Source organism: Weissella cibaria KACC 11862 (assembly GCF_000193635.1).
GTDB lineage: Bacteria > Bacillota > Bacilli > Lactobacillales > Lactobacillaceae > Weissella > Weissella cibaria.
The window spans coordinates 113,950-129,265 of the sequence record NZ_AEKT01000020.1; the positions used below are offsets into that span (position 1 = coordinate 113,950).

14 protein-coding genes are annotated in these 15,316 nt (G+C 43.9%); all 14 read right to left on the reverse strand.

From position 1 onward, the window contains the following. Window positions 1-32 precede the first annotated feature (32 nt). A complete protein-coding gene (locus ESE_RS0104540; protein WP_010371936.1) occupies window positions 33-1,487 on the reverse strand; it encodes a flippase in 1,455 nt (484 codons plus the stop codon). A gap of 49 nt (window positions 1,488-1,536) precedes the next feature. Continuing rightward, window positions 1,537-2,643, reverse strand: coding sequence for a glycoside hydrolase family 73 protein (locus ESE_RS11865; RefSeq protein WP_010371940.1), 1,107 nt, complete (start codon window positions 2,641-2,643; stop codon window positions 1,537-1,539). A 134-nt stretch (window positions 2,644-2,777) separates the two neighbouring features. Further along, complete coding sequence (locus ESE_RS0104555; protein WP_010371943.1) at window positions 2,778-3,848, reverse strand: acyltransferase; 1,071 nt, start codon at window positions 3,846-3,848, stop codon at window positions 2,778-2,780. Between the two features lie 88 nt (window positions 3,849-3,936). After that, window positions 3,937-5,637 (reverse strand): hypothetical protein, encoded by a 1,701-nt coding sequence (locus tag ESE_RS0104560; RefSeq protein ID WP_010371944.1) that lies wholly within the window; start codon window positions 5,635-5,637, stop codon window positions 3,937-3,939. 65 nt (window positions 5,638-5,702) lie between these two features. After that, window positions 5,703-6,881 (reverse strand): UDP-galactopyranose mutase, encoded by a 1,179-nt coding sequence (glf, locus tag ESE_RS0104565; protein ID WP_010371947.1) that lies wholly within the window; start codon window positions 6,879-6,881, stop codon window positions 5,703-5,705. 159 nt (window positions 6,882-7,040) lie between these two features. Then, entirely contained in the window at window positions 7,041-7,814 is a 774-nt protein-coding gene (locus tag ESE_RS0104570) for a DUF4422 domain-containing protein (protein ID WP_010371950.1), read from the reverse strand. A gap of 4 nt (window positions 7,815-7,818) precedes the next feature. After that, on the reverse strand, window positions 7,819-9,198 hold the full coding sequence (locus tag ESE_RS0104575) for a hypothetical protein (protein WP_010371954.1): 1,380 nt from the start codon (window positions 9,196-9,198) through the stop codon (window positions 7,819-7,821). 15 nt (window positions 9,199-9,213) lie between these two features. Further along, entirely contained in the window at window positions 9,214-9,846 is a 633-nt protein-coding gene (locus ESE_RS0104580) for a YveK family protein (protein ID WP_010371957.1), read from the reverse strand. Window positions 9,847-9,989: 143 nt separating this feature from the next. Next, on the reverse strand, window positions 9,990-10,613 hold the full coding sequence (locus ESE_RS0104585) for a sugar transferase (RefSeq protein WP_010371962.1): 624 nt from the start codon (window positions 10,611-10,613) through the stop codon (window positions 9,990-9,992). A 30-nt stretch (window positions 10,614-10,643) separates the two neighbouring features. Beyond that, complete coding sequence (gene map, locus ESE_RS0104590) at window positions 10,644-11,426, reverse strand: type I methionyl aminopeptidase (RefSeq protein WP_010371964.1); 783 nt, start codon at window positions 11,424-11,426, stop codon at window positions 10,644-10,646. Between the two features lie 156 nt (window positions 11,427-11,582). After that, entirely contained in the window at window positions 11,583-12,173 is a 591-nt protein-coding gene (locus ESE_RS11870; protein ID WP_010371967.1) for a hypothetical protein, read from the reverse strand. A gap of 72 nt (window positions 12,174-12,245) precedes the next feature. After that, the gene (locus ESE_RS0104600) at window positions 12,246-13,586 is read right to left on the reverse strand and encodes a GH25 family lysozyme (protein WP_010371971.1); all 1,341 of its coding nucleotides are present in this window, start codon (window positions 13,584-13,586) and stop codon (window positions 12,246-12,248) included. Window positions 13,587-13,791: 205 nt separating this feature from the next. Continuing rightward, on the reverse strand, window positions 13,792-14,790 hold the full coding sequence (locus ESE_RS11875; RefSeq protein ID WP_010371976.1) for a C40 family peptidase: 999 nt from the start codon (window positions 14,788-14,790) through the stop codon (window positions 13,792-13,794). A gap of 253 nt (window positions 14,791-15,043) precedes the next feature. Beyond that, the coding region (locus tag ESE_RS12470) for a hypothetical protein (RefSeq protein WP_010371979.1) at window positions 15,044-15,316 on the reverse strand (273 nt) is incomplete at its 5' end.

Sequence of the window (15,316 nt, forward strand, 5' to 3'; positions counted from 1 at the left end):
GGGATGCTTTCACAATTTTATAATAACTGCTTTTACTTGTGGAGACGTCCTTTGATAAACCCTTGCACAGTCAACACAAAGTTAGCTCGCATCAGGATGACCATAATCACGTATACCACGACACCAACCGCAATCTGTACCACCGTGCTCGTTGGGAACGGTGGCATTCGCCAAGCCATCGTCGCAATGACTGCAAACATAACGACACCCGCTACGAGATACTTCCACAAACCGTGGAACAAAACGCCTAATTCAAGTTGGTGACGAATGACATAAACTTGGTAAAGGGTTACAGCGAATTCAGCGATAATCGTCGCGACCGCTGCCCCATACAAACTCCAAAGCGGAATAAAGATAAAGTTCAGCAACACATTAACAACCGCACCGACCGTCACGGAAATTGTGAAATCTCGGGTCCGGTTAACCGGCATCAAATATTGCGTGCCGATAACGTTACTCCAAGCGATAAACAAGACAATTGGCGACAAAATCGTAATTGTCCAACCCGCTGGTAAGAAGTTTGGTCCCATGTACCAAATCGACATCTTTGGACCCAAGGCCATCATCCCGAACATCAAGGGCGCAGCCATTGCTGTAACAAAGTCCATTGACTTGTAAATCGCATCATTGACCGCTTTCGTGTTACCGTTCGCATAATGGTTCGCCACACGTGGCAACATGACCGTTCCCATCGCCGTCACCAGGGCCAACGACACTTTGACAATCTTATCCGCGTTTTCATAAAAGGCTGACAAACTAATTGAACCACTAGCAAACAAAGGCAACATTGTCTTATTCAACTGCAAATAAATTTGCGTGGCAATCGTTGGCAAAAATAAGCCTAATGTTGGTAATAAGTGGTGACCGAAGTTCAAAGTCGACAACTTCGGCAACTTCACCTTACCTGGAATGTAGAACCACATCGTGATATTACCAATCACTTGGGTGAGTGCCAATAATAGGATGTAGTTATCGACATCATCAGCTGATTTAACCAAGATGAAAATCAACACCACCATGGCAATCTTAACCAACGAATTACGGACAACCGTCTTCTTAAAGTCTTCCAAGCCCATGAAGTACCATGAAATATCGAGCAGCCCTGAAACAATCACCCATGTCTGCAAATACAGTTGATGGTTGTTTGCTGAGAACTCACCTGGTACATGGCGCATCATGTAGACAAAGACGACATAAATCGCAATTGCCAACAGACTGACCATTGTGTGCAGTCCTTGGATTTCCCAAAACCGTCGATCACGCAACTCACGGTCATCACGCACATACGCAATTTCACGTTGACCATACAAAGTGATACCTAACGTGGCAAACAGCAAGAAGTAACTCACAATCGAGTTAGTCCAAGCCTGGACACCCATTCCATCCGCGCCAAGCACGTGTGACAGGTACGTCATCGTAATCAACGGTGCCAACACAGTTAGCAATTGATAGAAGACGTTATACAAATAATTTTTTACGACTTGCATGTCATTCTCCGACTGTTTTTTAAACTTATCAGTCTAGTATAGCGCAAATTTAACGCAAATAGAATGTACCATTCGTCCCAAAGTTATATACCTTATTGCCAATCTTCACATGTGAGCCCTGGACAGACCGGCCATCACTACCAACGTAGTAATTTAAGCCCCACTCTGACACCCATCGATTATGTTGGCGAACCCCATTGATGAAGAAATAGTATGCGCCCATGTACTTACGGAATCCGGTGTAACGTTGGCCATTTTCAATCCACAACCACCCATCCGTTGTGTTGACGTAACCATTCGCTTTACCGCGCAGGAAGAATGTGCCGTCGTGACCAAAGTTGTAGTAGATCCCGTTAACTTTGTAGCCATCTCCCTGCACCGCTCGGCCTTCACGATCAACGTAGTATTGGAGATTCCAAGCAGAACGCCACTTATTATCAATACGTGAACCATTTTCGAACCAGTAGTACGTTCCCATGTAGAAACGGAACCCCGTAAACTTACGACCATTTTCAAACCAGAACCAGCCATTACCATCATTGATGTAGCCAGAAGCAGGTTTTCCCTTCAAATAGTAGCTACCATTCTTATAGCCATCGTTGTCTAATTGATCAAAATGGTACTCTTCAATCAAATTAATGAGCGATTGGGCATACGTTGGTGCCGTTGCATAACGCCCTTGTAGCCCATAAGCCGCTTCTTTATAATTTTTAGCCCGCGAACGCCAGGCACCTACGTAATATTCTGGATTCCACGACACACCGTTCTTAAGCAACTTGCCTTGCGCATCCACTGACTCATACGCCGAAGGATACTTAGCAAACTGTGCTTGAACTGAATATGGCTTGCCATCTGAATACTCAGTTGTCCACATCGTGACTGATTGCCCATTGAAAGCACCTTTAACACCGAAATAATTGTTGGCTTTCGTACTTAACGTACTCTGTCCCCAACCACTTTCCAAGGTCGCTTGTGCCATTTGAATTGACGGATATAGCCCATATTTACTTGTATCCGCTAAAATCGCTGGCGTCATTTTATTCACAAACGCTTGTTGTTGTGTCGTCATTGTCGCTGCATCAACTGGGGTGGCTGTTATAACGATACCCAACGTCATAACTCCCGTTGTCAACGCAATCTTTAAGGTTTTATCCATACGCTAACCACCATTCCTAAACACTCTGTAAAATTTAACAAACTCTCTCAAGCTATATTATAGCGCAGTGGACAAAAAGAAAGAGATGTGTAACACCTCCTCGGCTTACACACCTCTTAAACAACTTAAGTATTTTATGGCAATAAACGATTTACACCTGGGATTTTTTGTAATCCCAGCACAATCGCCACACTGATGACCCATACCACCATCGGCAGCGCCAACATATGATAATAAGAGCTTTGATCAAGGTGCAATAACTTCTCTAGCACCGCAATCACAAATTCGTGAATGACGTAAACACCCAACGACACACCAGAAAGACGCTTCAACCAAACCGTTGTCTTTGGACCCGGTTGCCAATCGAGCGGGAAGTGCGTTTTTGCCCAAGCCCAGACCCCCAACGGCATCAAAAAGCCGCCGATGGTGAAAATACTATAAGCATCGCGCACAGTCTCATGGCGCCAGGCTGAGAAAATAATCGTCAAACTAAACATAATGACGAACCCCAAAACGCTTGCGCCGTACAGCAAATGACGCATGCGCTTCGAGATATCGAAGTTATGGAGATACCAGCCAACAAAGAAAATGCCAATGCCAGTCGACAAGACCATCGGAATGTTGTTCACCAACTGATCTGGTGCCCGGTGGAAAAGTGTGTAGGCGTAGTTAATCACACCGACCCCAATGACATATAAGGCGATGATATATTCAACCACTTTTTGATTTGCCTTTGTCGCAATCAATGATAAAAATGGCACGGCCAAATAAATTGGAATGATGAAATAGAAAAACCAAAAGATAGGTTGAATCGTGTCATATTCTAACCCATTCCAAAAGCCAATTAACGACCAATCAGGATTGTGACCGACAAAATGATTCCAAGCATACCAGACGAACGTCCAAAAGATAAATGGAATTAGCACCTTCGCCCAGCGCTTCTTAAAGAATGTTTTTGTGTCGTACCGATCGCGATAATTAAATAAGTTGGCGCCCGAAATCATAAAGAAAATCGGTACCGCCCAAATAAAGGCAATTTGAATCACCAAACTCAGCACCCAGCGGGGTGAGCCCGGCGTATATTGAAAGGCAAATTCTGAGGTGTGCAACCACATCACTGCAATCGTCGCAATGATATTCAGAATATCCATATAGTAAAACCGCCGGCTACGCTTCTTGACCGGGGTTACAGGTTGATCTGCCATGTCACACGGCTCCTTTTAAATTATTGCTTACAAATCAGTATACCGAAAAAGACACCTCACGACGATGCGAAAGGTGTCTTTTTAATGTTTATTTAGCCTTCCGTCTGTGCCAACTAGTCACAAATAGAATCACCCAACCAATTGCAGATAACAACCAAACTTGGTAAATCCACTTCGGTGTTGTGTAGCTGACTGTCAAACGATGTTCACCCGCTGTCACGTGCACGCCAATCGAACCCCGTTTCGTTTGCTTGGCCGTCACACGATGGCCATCTAGCATCACCCGTTCATTGCCGTACATCAGAATTGGTACATTCAAATTCCCTGATTGTGGTGCGTCGACTTTAAATGTCGCCGACGTCAACCGGTACGTCGCCTTAGCCTTAATTGACTGATTGCCCAAAAAAGTTTGGTGTGCGAGGAACGAATAGTAATTCTCGACTGGCCACGCATTTTTAGGTGCATAGTCGAGCATGCCGATATAATCGTGACGCGCACCCGGTTTATTCAGAGCTGCTAGTTGCTTATCATTCGCCGTGAAACTTGTTTCAAACAACGCGGTGGTTGCCTCAAACCGTTGATTCGTTACCAATGGTTGCTGGTGCTGGCGCGTATAAATCAAATTCTCCGTAAACGCCAAGTAACTACCTGCACTGAACAATAACACAACCAAAGTCGTAAGCGCCTGTTGCTTTGGCAAAGCAAAGACTCGCACTAACTCGCCCGACAAGTAAACGAGCAAAAACAGTGAACTCAAGCCAAGTAAGCGGAACGGAAATTGGACTAATGCCTGTACATTCTCAGAGAGCGCCCGCCAAGGGAAAATCGAAGATGCCATGATAAATAGCACGACCCCAAGCCCCCAGATTGCCAACTCACGTGAGAAACGACGGCGCCATAATTGTACCGCACCAATCACAATTGCTAAAACGCCAACCAATCCAATGTTTTGGTTTAGGCCATTCAGTGAATACACTAAACTTTGACCCAAGTCATACATTTTGCTAATTGGTCCTTGCACCGTCGTAATAATCGTCGTTTGGCGATTTTGGTACAAGAAAGGCAGGTATATTACCGCCGTCATGACGACCGTCATCACCACCGCTTTAACGAAATTCAGTACGCGAACTTTTTCAAGATGCAAACGTCGGGTCAGGACTAGTAAGACCACAATGATGACAAACAATGTCAACGTCAAAACCGTACTCAACATGTGGGCGTATAAGATTAAGGTTAAGCCTGCTGCCAGTGCCCGCCACTTACGTGCGTCACCCAAGAAGACGTTGTATAACCCAACAAACGCCAAGGGTAGAAACGCAAATGCCAACATCTCACCAAACACAAACTGATCATACGCTAAATATGTGCGGTAACTAGCAAATCCATATAGTAACGCAAAAATAATTGACCGCATGCGCTGTGATTGATATTGATTCATAGCCAGGTATGCCACAATCAACGTCACAAACATCACAATCGCTTCACCAAGGTAAAAGGCGTGAATTGGATTGTCCATCACTGCGAACAAGCCGGACCAACCGAGCATGTAGACAAACGGGTAGAAGAAATTGCTAGCACTACCAATGTTAGTTAGCACATTAAAGTAGCGATATGGAATTTCATGCACTTGTACCCCTTGCGTCAGCCCCGCTAGCCGATTAAGGTGAAACAATAAATCGCCTTGGCCATAAATGGTGCCCCGATTCCAGTAAGGGACAACCGACAAGCCTGCAATCACCACGAACAACAGCATCACCAACAAATGTTGTAAAACTGCCTTTTTATTCATAAGCCCCTCTTCTCGAAAAAAGCCAATCATTCAACAACAGAACGATCGGCTTTTTTAAATACAGATTAGTGTTCTTCGTCGTGTGCGAAGTTGAAGCTTGAAGGAATCTTGAACTCCTTACGTACTTCATTCAAAGCAGCGTTGAAGACTTGGTCCATATCGAAGTAACGGTATTGTCCCAAACGACCACCGAAGATAAATTGATCCTTGTGTTGGCGCGCTTCCTTAGCGTATTCCTTGTACAAGTTCGTGTTCTTCTCGTCGTTAACTGGGTAATAAGCTTCCTTCGTACGGTCCCACGTTTGTGGGTATTCCTTCGTAATGATCGTCACACCATCGTCTGACAAACCATCGAAGTGCTTCCATTCCATCACACGCGTGTATGGCGTCTCAGCATCCGTGTAGTTGATAACTGAGTTTCCTTGGTAGTTATCTGAATCGATAACTTCGTGCTCGAAGCGCAATGAACGGTACTCCAATTCACCGAACTTGTAGTCGAAGAATTGGTCGATCATTCCCGTGTACAAAATACGTGGGAACTCAGCAATGTATTCGTCCTTGTGCTCGAAGAAGTCTGAGTTCAAACGAACATCAATCAAATCGTTATCCAACATCTTCTCAAAGATTTGCGTGTAACCACCGATTGGAATACCTTGGTAACGGTGGTTGAAGTAGTTGTTGTCATAAATGAAACGAACTGGCAAACGCTTGATGATGAAGGCTGGCAATTCAGTTGCCTTACGTCCCCATTGCTTTTCCGTGTAACCCTTGATCAACTTCTCGTAGATATCAGTACCAATCAATGAGATTGCTTGCTCTTCCAAGTTACGTGGCTCGCGGTCACCCAAGTCAGTCAAAGCAGCAGCCTTTTGCTCTTCGATCTTAGCCTTGGCTTCAGCTGGCGTCTTCGTTCCCCACATCTCGTAGAATGTGTTCATGTTGAATGGCAAGTTGTACAACGTACCCTTGTAGTTGGCAACAACTTGGTTTTGGTAACCGTTAAATTCAGCGAATTGACGGATGTAGTCCCAAACTTCCTTGTTGTCCGTGTGGAAAATGTGAGCACCGAAGTCGTGCACCGTAATACCGTGCTCCGTGTGTGTGTACATGTTTCCAGCGATGTGTGCGCGCTTTTCAATAATCAATGAGCGCTTTCCACGCTTAGCTGCTTCATAAGCAAAGATTGAACCAAATGGTCCAGCACCTACGATCAGGTAATCGTAGTTCTTATCATTCAAAGTCATGATTTGTCTTCCTTCTGATGATTTTTGTATAAAAAATATCCTGAAATTACTTTACCATAATTTCAGGATATTTCACACTAAAAGTGTGACAATAACTGGGCTATTTTATCACTTTATAATCAAAACCACGCGCCATAGGCAGGTGGTTTTTGATTAATATTAGAAGTGAACCTTCTTATTGGCATTCTTGAAGAACTTACGCTTCAAAAATTGGGTTCCCTTGTCCAACCAATTTGTCTTCTCAGTCGTAACCAATGGGAATTCCATCACACGCTTTTGCCTGGTGTTCACCCATGTGTCCATCAAACGCTCTGATAAGAAACCAAAAACACGACGTTCCTGTCCTTCATATTCGAGATATGGAATGCGTTCTTCTACAGCCTTCAACACATCGAACATGAAGTCAGTGTACTCTTGAAAATCAGCTTGGCGCATAATGCTCATATTGAACAAGTGCGCTTTTGTGCTGTTACCCATCGCATCAAACGCAGCCAAGTAATCCGGGTACTTTTCGGCAATCACCTCACGCATCACATTATATGGCTCATGATTGTGCGCATTAAAGTAGTGATCCTTTTGCGTTTCGATGTAGTAATTACGTTGCTTAGGCAACAATACATCCGCAGTTTCCAAAGCGTTACGGATATCCGTTTCTGTCAAAATGTCAGTCAAATCGTGACTAGCTTTCTTACCAAAGTAACGGCGGTAGTGCATCAAGCCAATCACATCTTCATCTTGCAGATTATACTTAGCCCAATACAACGCCGTTAATTCGTTGTAGAACGGGTTCATTTCAGACATGTTTTGACCAGTGTTATCTGGTGTGTAATTAGCTGGATAACCCTCCTGTAGCGCAGCCCCGACCATGACCGGCAGATACGTTGAATCTTTAGGCATTTGGTACGGCTTGTGTACAGCAACTAAAATTTTCATTTAACTAAATTCCTTCGTTTTGTAATTCATCCTCTGCTAAGTGGACCACCCGCCAGTAGAAGAACAACATCAATAGCATCGGCCATGACGTTGCATTAGCTGGCGTAATACCGGCCGTCACAATTGTAATCGCGACAGTGACCAAGAATGACTTAATCATCACCCGATAAAACATCACGTGGTCAGACGCACTTTGCTTCAAACGACCGAGTGTTTTCACTGCCCGCGTAATCAACCCTAGCAACAGCCAGAAGCCAATTAGAACAAAGATAACACCATAGCGGGCTAACCAACCAAACACATCATTCAAAATTGGATATGATTGATTCTTGTAAACATCCATATATTCAGCGTTGTTTTTTGACCACTCTGGCAAATTCTGCACAATATAGTGCCCTTCGTAACCATAGCCAACCCCAAACAATGGATGATGGAGCCAAGCGCCAATTAAACCAATTGTACCACCTAGACGATTATCGGTACCGTCCTTTTGGAACAACCACTGATTTAGCATCGCGTTAACCGACGGTACAAATTGATAAGCCGCGGCAACTGCAATTAAGGCAATCACCACCCCACCCGCGATAAACAACTTTTGCTTACGTGGCGCAGCAAACCAATAGGCAACGGCGAGCAACCCGATCATCAAGAAACCAGTCGTAGTCTTGGCCATGAATAGAATAACGACAATAATGGCTAACAAAGCCCATGTCAACCAAAATAGCCACTTGCGGTTTTTGAAGTTTTTCAACGGCTCCTCAGCAATCATAATTAACAATGGTGAGAACGTTAATCCCAGCAGCAATGCTAAAAATGATGCTTCTGGTTCTAACCCGTTGACACGCCACAATGTTGCCACATAACTCCCGTTATCATAGAAATTACGATCTAGCCAGTGGCGTTCAAACAGGCCAGCAATCGGATTGATAATGTGACTTAACCAGAAAGCACCATCAATGAAGGCGATTTGAGGCAAAACAATCACCACAATGTAGACAATCAAGCTAATCATCACTGACTTGACGAATTTCACGGCATCTTCATAACGCTGAATCGCCATCTTTTGGACTGTATACGCAATCCAAATCACAAGAATCATCTGAATAAACGAAACTAGTCCGTGAAGCAAACCATAGATTTGCTTCGTATCACCAACCACAAAGGATTGGTACGCCATCAGGATTAATTGCACAACCACAAAAGCGCCCCATAAACGAAGCGTATTTGTTTTAGGTAGCACCGTTTGTAACTGAGCAGGTTGTAAATAGATTTTCACCATGATGTACATTGAGAAAATCAAAACCGCAAGCTGAGCAAATGAATCAAAGAAGAAATACGTGTATGTCTTCGGCAAAAGCGCGAATGGCATTAACCATGCAACCATACGAATCTCCTTTGTTTAGTTCTTAGCAGCCGTCACGTTCTTGTAAACACCCACAAAGAATGCCAAGACAACCCCGATTGCCAAACCAGCAACGGCACCAAACAGTGCTGCCTTCTTTGGCGAACCAGCAACCATCGTATCCGTGTCGGCTTCCTTAGTCTTTGTCATCAACTCAGGCTTTGGCATGTCCGAAATCAACTTAGGCGCATTTTCAGCGTATGACTCAGCGAAAGCGTTAACGATCTTGATTGCTTGCTTAGGCTTAGCAATCCCCTTCGCCTTGGCCTTCATCAACAACGTCCCATCTGTAATTGACAATGACACTTCTGAGCGCAACGTATCAGCTGATACCTTCACACCCTCAGCCTTCAAAGCCTTCACAGCTGGCTTAATCACCTTGTCATCCTTGGCAACCGTCTTGTATGTCTTCAATAACCAAGAGTCAGCCACGATTCGTGAATTTGGATCCTTCACGCCGGTGTTTGACTTAGCAACGTACATTGAGCGCGTTGCACTGTAGCTTGTCGCTGCAGGTTGCTTGTTCATCACGTACATGGCACCGCCACCAACAACTCCAAGGACAATAATCCACCAGGCATTGCGCAACATGTGCTTAAACAAATCAGTCACTGTAAATTGATTTTCCATCACTTCGTAGTTCCTTTATGTATATTAAAATTTTTGATGCTATAAATAGCAACTTCCCTTGAATGCGAAAAACTCGCCAATACCCAGTATACAGGAGTTTCGGCGAGTTTTATAGAACTGTCACGATTTCTTAATCTTAGAAATCACATCGCACCGTCACCCTTAAAGATGGCGAAAACGGTCATAAATAAAATTTTAAAATCAAACCATAAATCAGCATGGTCAACATAACTAATCTCTAGGTCAGCTCGTTCTGGGTATTGTATTTCGCTACGTCCACTCGCTTGCCAAAGTCCCATGGCACCTGGCTTCACTGATAAGAACTTATCAACACGATCACCGTATTCAATCAATTCTTTCTCAACAACTGGTCGTGGTCCAACAATACTCATATCACCAATCAAAATGTTGATAAATTGTGGCAACTCATCAATCGATGTCCGACGAATGAACGCCCCAAACTTGGTGATACGTGGATCTTCTTCAGTAGGTAACTTGTAGCCGTTCTCAACGAACTTTGCATACAATTCTTTGTTGGCATACAGCTTTTCTTCTGCACCAACAACCATTGAACGGAACTTGTAAATTCCAAATTCACGGTGATTCATACCGATACGACGCTGCTTATAAAAGACAGGCCCTCGGTTTTCACCGAAAAGATAAAAGGATGAAATCACCAAAAAGATTGGCGAAAAAACAATCAATGCGAATAACGACACTGAAATATCCAAAAATCGCTTAGCAAAAATGTAACCTGAATGAGTCACGTCATTGCTCCCTTCTGTGTCAGTAATTTTTTATAGATACTTGGCGTCAAACTCAGGATCTTGTGATGTCAAAATCTTTGGTCCATCATTTGCAATCGCAATGGTGTGTTCATATTGCGCTGACCATGATCCATCTTCAGTTGTCACTGTCCAACCATCATCTTCTGATGTTTCGACCTTCCAACCACCCATGTTAACCATCGGCTCAATCGTAATCGTCATGCCTGGCTTCAAACGCAAACCGTGTCCAGCAACACCATAGTGTGGTACGGCTGGCTCTTCGTGCATCGTTGGTTGAATACCGTGTCCGATATATTCACGGACATTACCAAACCCATTTTCATCTTCAACGTAAGCGTTGATAGCCGCACCGATATCACCAATTCGGTTGCCAACTTGAGCTTGTTCAATACCGATGTACAAGGCTTTGAACGTCACATCCATCAAACGTTGTACTTCTGGTGACACCTCACCGACAGCGTATGACCAAGCTGAATCTGAATAATAACCATCAAGGTCAACCACTGTATCAACCTTGACGATATCACCTTCGTGCAAAATCAATTCTTTGCGAGGGAAAGCGTGGGCAACTTCATTGTTCACTGACACAGTCGTTGCAAATTCGAAGCCTTCAAAACCAATTTGTGCAGCGCGTGCACCATGGTCTTCAATATACTTGCGACCGAATTCTTCGATTTCCCATGTTGAAATACCAGGCTTAATGATATCGCGCAACCCTTTGTGCATGCCGGCGATAATCGCACCAGATTGGCGCATACCTTCAATTTCACGTTCTGACTTAATAGTAATCATGTTTTCTAACCTGCTTTGTTTTCTTTTTCCCCTCATAACTAAATATCTATTATACGCCAAAAATAGCGTTTTATGGCAAATTTATACGAATTTATTAAGAACACAAAAATAACCCCCGCCGTTGAGCGAAGGTTATTTGCTAATGATTATTCGTCATTATGAATTTGCTGAAGCAGATGTTGCTGATGAATCAGTGGCATCTGACGCAGTTGATGAACTTGCTGAACCGAAGTGAGACTCGTACGTTGCAACAACGGGTTGTTGCGTTGATGAAGACTCGCGAATCAATTCCTTCATCTCTTGGTCACCCAAGATTGAATCATCCAAGTGAGCGGCTTGCAATTCCTTACGGGCATCCGCAATCATATCACTTGAAATGTTCGTGCCATCAGCAGTTTGGTTTGGATCGTATGATGCCATCCCCGAGTTGCTGGTTGCTGGAGCACTTGAACTTGAAGCAGCTTCGCTCGATGCCACTGGTGCAGCTTCTGATGACGCCGCACTAGACGTCGCTTCTGACTCACTTGAAGCAACTGAAGAAGATGCTTCTGACGTTGCTTCACTTGATGAACTTGCTGACTCAAGCGCTGACGTTTCTGCCTTTTCACTTGATGAACTGCTCTTCTTTGATGAAGACGTTTCTTCTGTACCAGGGTGTGTGTTCGTGTTTGCTGTTGCAAAGTAGAACCCACCACCGATAAGCGCCACAACAATAACACCCAAAATGGCTACTGCACTTTTTTTCATAATTTTGTCCTCCGTAGTCTTCATGACTCCCTAATATCATTATACTAGATATTCATGATAATTTACGAATAATTAGCGAAGGAAGAATGTACCGTTATCACCGAAGTAGTACTTCTTACCATCAATTGTTTGCCAACCTTGTACGGCACGACCATCGTTACCAACGTAGTAACGCAATCCCCAAGCATTTTCCCATGAATTGTTTTGGCGTTGTCCGTTTTGGAACCAGTAGTATGAGCCCATGTAGAAGCGGAAACCAGTGAAGTATGAGCCATTCTCATACCACTTCCAACCAGCTCCCATATCCATGAACCCTGACCATGGTGCCAAGACACCATTACCATCAGCCTTGTACTTTTCTGCTTGGTTACTTACGATACCATTCTTACGCAAGTAGAACGTACCATCAGTACCGAAGAAGTACTTCTTACCGCCGATCGAACGCACGCCCTGTACGGCACGTCCGTTGCTATCCGTGTAGTACTTCAAGCCCCAAGCTTCACGCCAACCATTATCTTGACGGATTCCACCATTACCGAACCAGTAGTACGTACCCATGTAGAAGCGGAAACCATCAAATGGTACACCATTCTCATACCAGCGCCAGCCACGACCACCGTCGTAGTATCCTGATGCCTTCTTACCGTTGACATAGTACACATCCCCACGGAAGCCGGTGAATGAATCACCCTTCATTGGTGAACCGTAATCAATTGATACGTCAAATACACCGCTCACACCTGGGAACGTCGTATTTGAGTTCCATTGCCAAGCACCGTATGAACCGTACCATAGATCATTCTTGTTTGGGTTGTATGGATATGAGGCCATCCAAACATTGCGGTTACCAAATGATGACAAGTTCATGCCCATTTCTGATGAATAGCTGGCATATGTGTACAACATTTGGTTGTTGTAACCCAAATCATTCAAACGGTTACGGAAAGCCAATGCGTTGTTCGTCACATTTCCAGTCTTCGTGCTACTATCTTCCAAGTCATCAACCATGACAACTGACTTTGACAATCCCAAGTTTGCAGCTTGGTTAGCAAAGTAATTCGCTTCAGTAACAGCACTACCAGAATCAGTAAAGTGTGCGTAGTGATAAACGCCGATCTTCAAGCCAGCTGCTTGCGCGTTTGCAATTTGTTGGCGAGCGTATGGGTTAACGTACGTCGTGTGCTCCGTCAACTTAACGATGACACCCGTTACGCCATACTTCTTCATTGTTTGGAAGTCTGATACTGACAAGTTTGGGTTCCATGATGAGATATCAACGAAATCCATTCGTGGCGCCGTTGAATCACCAGCTGTCGTTGATTCATATGTAGCCGCGTGCACTGGTGTTGTGACAGCAACCATACCGATTGAGGCAGCGACAAGACCACCCATTAGCAACTTTGAAAACTTCATGTTGCAATCCCCTTTTATAAATAAATAATTTCTACTTTTTATGACGTCTTCTAGTTTACGCATTTAAAATGTCGAAAGCGTTACAGCAAGATTTGAACTCACTACTTTATCTTTACAACAGAACGAATTTTCTATGAATTTTCAATGTCCAAATGAGACAAAGATAGGGCGACCAATACCAGTCGCCCTATCCTGACTATCATTTTTAGAAGTTAACCGTATAGGCTTGTGGGTCACCCCAAACACCACGGATACCCGTTACCGTACCATATGTGGCTGAGTCAATCATCTGACCGTTACCAAGGTAGATGCCGACGTGATACTCATTTCCTGTACCACCCCAGAACAACAAGTCTCCAGGTTGAGCTTGTGAATATGACTTAGGTTGACTACCATGTGATCGCAAGTAGGCTGCTTGGTTCCAAGTAACTGAACCAATATCTGGCAAACCAGCTTGTGAACGAACCAAAGCAACGTAACCAGCGCAATCCACACCGCTCCAAGTCTTACCGCCCCAGGCGTATGGCAAACCAAGCATCTTCTTGGCTTGATCTGGCATTGCGTTCTTAATTGAACGCTCGAAGAACGTACCATCGTTTCCGAAATAGTGTGTACCACCAGAAACGTTCTTCACGCCTTGTGAAGCACGACCATCACCATCAACGTAATACTTCATGCCCCAGGCGTTTTCCCACTTGTTTTGTTGACGAACACCGTTCTCAAACCAGTAGTACGTACCCATGTAGAACCGGAAGCCTGTAAACTTTTGACCACCTTCGTACCACTTCCAGCCTTCACCTGCATCCGTGTAACCAGACGTCTTACCACGAAGGAAGAATGTACCATTGTCACCGAAGTTGTAGGCAACACCATTAATGACACGGTTACCTTGGACCGCACGTCCTTGGTTATCCGTGTAATACTTCATGCCCCAGGCTTCACGCCAACCTGAATCTTGACGAACACCATTAATGAACCAGTAGTACGTACCCATGTAGAACCGGAACCCCGTGTAACGTTGACCATTTTCAAACCATAGCCATTGTCCGTCAGCATTCAAATAGCCTGACTTGTGTTGTGATTGAATGTTTGCTAGTGTGTCAGCGTGTGACACCTCTTGTTGTGCAACAACCGCAGTCGTCATTGCAGCACCAGCAAGCATCGCAGATTTAACTGCAGTTTTCAGATTTTTGTATTTATCCATTGTCAAAATTGATTCACTTTCTGCTTACTTAATACCTAATAAACCATACTTACGATATAGTAGCAGAAAAACGTAACGATTCAATTACAATTCGTTAGCACAACGTTAAAATGCGGTAATCAGGACAGCCCGATTACCGCATTTGCTATATCTACCTCATATAAAAAGTGCCGTTTGACCCGAAATTATAGCGTTTGCCATCAATTATATTCGCCAATCTCTACGTATGGTATGGTGTGCCTTCAACAAATAGCTATACTTTATTTTTTCTATCAGTGCGTCGTTTGATCAAAGAAAAAAATTTCTTGTTCTCAATTTTCGTACGAAACATGTCATTTTGTTGACTCATGTTAGTAAATTCTACTTTCAACATCTCATTTTCTTTCTTCTCAATTGCGTTCTCTCTCTTTAGTAACTCATTTTCTTTTTTTATCAAACTATACTCTCTTTTCTGTATTTCATAATCTGTTTTCATTTTATTTATTTCAGTTCGCTCTTTCCGAACAATTGAATTCGCGTTAGAGAG